This is a genomic window from Streptomyces sp. NPDC054841 (assembly GCF_053611045.1).
The window spans coordinates 1-3,534 of sequence record NZ_JBSGZO010000678.1 but is presented as its reverse complement, the minus strand read 5'-3'; the positions used below and the strand labels follow the sequence as shown (position 1 = coordinate 3,534).

Annotated in this window: 3 protein-coding genes; all 3 read left to right on the top strand. The window is 70.5% G+C overall.

Annotated features, from left to right (window positions below; translation table 11 throughout):
* The first annotated feature begins 345 nt into the window (after positions 1–345).
* On the top strand, positions 346–1,650 hold the full coding sequence (gene trpB / locus ACWGI8_RS41615; RefSeq protein ID WP_453668652.1) for a tryptophan synthase subunit beta: 1,305 nt from the start codon (positions 346–348) through the stop codon (positions 1,648–1,650).
* A complete protein-coding gene (gene trpA, locus ACWGI8_RS41610) occupies positions 1,647–2,471 on the top strand; it encodes a tryptophan synthase subunit alpha (protein ID WP_453668651.1) in 825 nt (274 codons plus the stop codon). The genes trpB and trpA overlap by 4 nt, the downstream gene beginning before the upstream one ends.
* 186 nt (positions 2,472–2,657) lie before the next feature.
* On the top strand, positions 2,658–3,482 hold the full coding sequence (locus ACWGI8_RS41605; protein WP_453668650.1) for a DsbA family protein: 825 nt from the start codon (positions 2,658–2,660) through the stop codon (positions 3,480–3,482).
* Positions 3,483–3,534 lie beyond the last annotated feature (52 nt).

The following is a 3,534-nucleotide window of genomic DNA, read 5'->3' as shown; positions in this document are numbered from 1 at the left end:
GTACTGGACGTACTTGGGTGATGCGACAACGCAGCGTGGGGGTACCTCCCAGCGGTAGCTGGGGGAGTGCCGTGCAGGGCGTCGCGAGCCGGTGAACCTTTCCGGTCACGGCACTAGGTCCGGTCCGGACGATCTTCGAGGAACAGGCCGCGGCGGCAGCTGCATGAGGTCTCCCCAGGCCCGAAGGGCCGAGGGGCGAGGCGCCGTAGCCGGCGGTACCTCCCAGGCGAAGCCCTGGGGGAGTGTCGCGGACCCGACAAGATCGCCCGGACAGGGCCTGGCTCAGCGGTCCTACGTCATCACATTCAATTCTCTTCGGCTTTCACGCCCACGAGGAGTTCTGGCATGCCCAGCGATTACTTCATTCCCGACCTCGAAGGCCAGGTGCCGAACGCGGCCGGCTACTTCGGCGACTTCGGCGGCAAGTTCATCCCCGAGGCGCTCGTCGCCGCGGTCGACGAGGTGGCTGTCGAGTACGACAAGGCCAAGTCCGACCCCGCCTTCGCCGCCGAGCTCGACGCGCTGCTCGTCCACTACACCGGCCGGCCCAGCGCCCTCACCGAGGTGCCCCGGTTCGCCGAACACGCCGGCGGCGCGCGGGTCTTCCTCAAGCGCGAGGACCTCAACCACACCGGCTCCCACAAGATCAACAACGTGCTGGGCCAGGCCCTGCTCACCAGGCGCATGGGCAAGACCCGCGTCATCGCCGAGACCGGCGCCGGCCAGCACGGCGTCGCCACCGCGACCGCCTGCGCGCTCTTCGGCCTCGACTGCACCATCTACATGGGCGAGATCGACACCCAGCGCCAGGCGCTGAACGTCGCCCGGATGCGCATGCTCGGCGCCGAGGTCGTCCCGGTGAAGTCCGGCAGCCGCACCCTGAAGGACGCCATCAACGAGGCGTTCCGCGACTGGGTCGCCAACGTCGACCACACGCACTACCTCTTCGGTACGGTCGCGGGCCCGCACCCCTTCCCGGCCATGGTCCGCGACTTCCACCGGGTCATCGGCGTCGAGGCCCGCCGCCAGATCCTGGAGCGCGCGGGCCGTCTCCCGGACGCGGCCGTGGCGTGTGTCGGCGGCGGATCCAACGCCATCGGTCTGTTCCACGCGTTCATCCCCGACTCCGGCGTACGGCTGGTGGGCTGCGAGCCCGCGGGCCACGGCGTCGAGACCGGCGAGCACGCGGCCACGCTGACCGCCGGCGAGCCGGGCATCCTGCACGGCTCGCGCTCGTACGTCCTTCAGGACGACGAGGGCCAGATCACCGAGCCGTACTCGATCTCGGCCGGGCTCGACTACCCGGGCATCGGCCCGGAGCACTCGTACCTGAAGGACAGCGGGCGTGGCGAGTACCGGGCCGTGACCGACGACGCCGCGATGCAGGCGCTGCGGCTGCTGTCCCGTACGGAAGGCATCATTCCGGCGATCGAGTCCGCGCACGCGCTGGCCGGTGCGCTGGAGATCGGCAAGGAGCTGGGCAAGGACGGACTGATCCTGGTCAATCTGTCCGGCCGCGGCGACAAGGACATGGACACGGCTGCCCGCTACTTTGGGCTGTACGACGAGAACGGCACCGCCGCGACGGACGCGGTCGTCGAGGCGGACGCGGCGGGCGAGGTCGCGGAGATCGAGGGGGACGCCAAGTGAGCGGGAACATTCAGCTGCTGAGCGACACCCTGGCGGCCGCCAAGTCCGAGAACCGGGCCGCGCTCATCGCGTACCTCCCGGCCGGCTTCCCGACCGTCGACGGCGGAATCGAGGCGGTCAAGGCCGTGTTCGACGGCGGCGCGGACATCGTGGAGGTGGGCCTGCCGCACTCCGACCCCGTCCTGGACGGACCGGTCATCCAGACCGCCGACGACATCGCACTGCGCGGCGGCGTCAGGATCGCGGACGTGATGCGTACGGTCCGCGAGGCCCACGCGGCCACGGGCAAGCCGGTGCTCGTGATGACGTACTGGAACCCGATCGACCGGTACGGCATCGCGCGCTTCACCGCCGAGCTCGCCGAGGCGGGTGGCGCGGGCTGCATCCTGCCCGACCTGCCGGTCGAGGAGTCCGCCGTATGGCGCGAGCACGCCGAGAAGCACGGGCTCGCCACGGTCTTCGTGGTCGCGCCGAGCAGCAAGGACGAGCGGCTCGCCACGATCACGGCGGCGGGCTCCGGCTTCGTCTACGCGGCCTCGCTGATGGGTGTCACGGGCACCCGTGAGTCGGTCGGCGAGCAGGCCCAGGATCTGGTCCGGCGCACCCGTGCCACCGCTGCTTCCCGCCGTGGGCTCCCTGTCTGTGTGGGCCTGGGTGTCTCCAACGCCGAGCAGGCCACTGAGGTCGCAGGCTTCGCCGACGGCGTCATCGTCGGCTCGGCCTTCGTCAAGCGGCTGCTCGACGCGGACGACCACGCGGCCGGGATCGCGGCGGTGCGGGCGCTGGCGGGCGAACTCGCCGAGGGCGTCCGCAAGCGCTGACGGATCGGCTGACCGATCAGCTGACGGACCAGTTGACGGACCAGTTGAGGGATCACGCTCACGGAGCGAGCTGAGGGTTCACCCCGACCGATCCGGCTGACGGATCCGGTCATATCGGGTCACCCGTCCGGGTGGACCTCGGACCGGGGAGGCGCATACGTGCCTCCCCGGTTCGTTGCTGTGGGCGTGAGCGAGAAGAACCAAGACGGAAAGCGGGCCGCGAGAGAGCGGCTCCTGCAGGATCGTGAGCTGCAGAGGGCGCGCGAGAAGCGACGGCGCCTGTTGATCGTGACGGCTGCGGTGGTGGGCGTGCTCGGCCTGGCCGCGGTGGTCGGCGTGATCGCGGCGAACACCGGAGGCAAGGACGACAGCTCCGCCGCCGGTCCGGTCACCGCCCCCAGCGGAGCCCAGGGCGCGGGGGCGCTCGCGATCCCGGCGGGCGCGAGCGACGCACCGTCCACGCTCACGATCTGGGAGGACTTCCGCTGCCCGGCCTGCGCCCAGTTCGAGCACGTGATGAGGGACACGATCCATGAGCTGACGGACTCCGGTCAGCTGAAGGTCGAGTACCGCCTCGTCACGATCATCGACGGCAACATGGGAGGCAGCGGCTCCCACCGTGCGGCGAACGCGGCGGCGTGCGCGCAGGACGCCGGGAAGTTCGTCCCGTACCACGACGTGCTGTACCGGAACCAGCCCCAGGAGACGGACGACGCCTTCGCGCAGAACAGCAAGCTGATCGAGCTGGCGGCCAAGGTCCCGGGCCTCGACACGCCCGAGTTCCGCAGCTGTGTGGAGGGCGGTAAACACGACAGCTGGGTCGAAAAGTCCACCGAGGCCTTCCACAGCGGCGACTTCAAGGGCACGCCGACGGTGCTGCTGAACGGGCAGTCGGCCTTCCCGCAGAAGGGCGCCGAGCAGATCTCCCCGGCGAACCTGAAGAAGTGGGTCGCCGAGGCGAACGCGGGAAAGAAGCCGGGGACGGCACAGCCGAGCCCCGCGGGTTCCTGACGGACGGACCGGTTTCCGGGGCGCCCGGCCGACGGATCCGCGGCGGCGCCCC

What these genes read in the sequence shown, in the direction of transcription:
- trpB (WP_453668652.1), top strand. Translation starts at nt 346, where the DNA reads ATGCCCAGCGATTACTTCATTCCCGACCTCGAAGGCCAGGTGCCGAAC.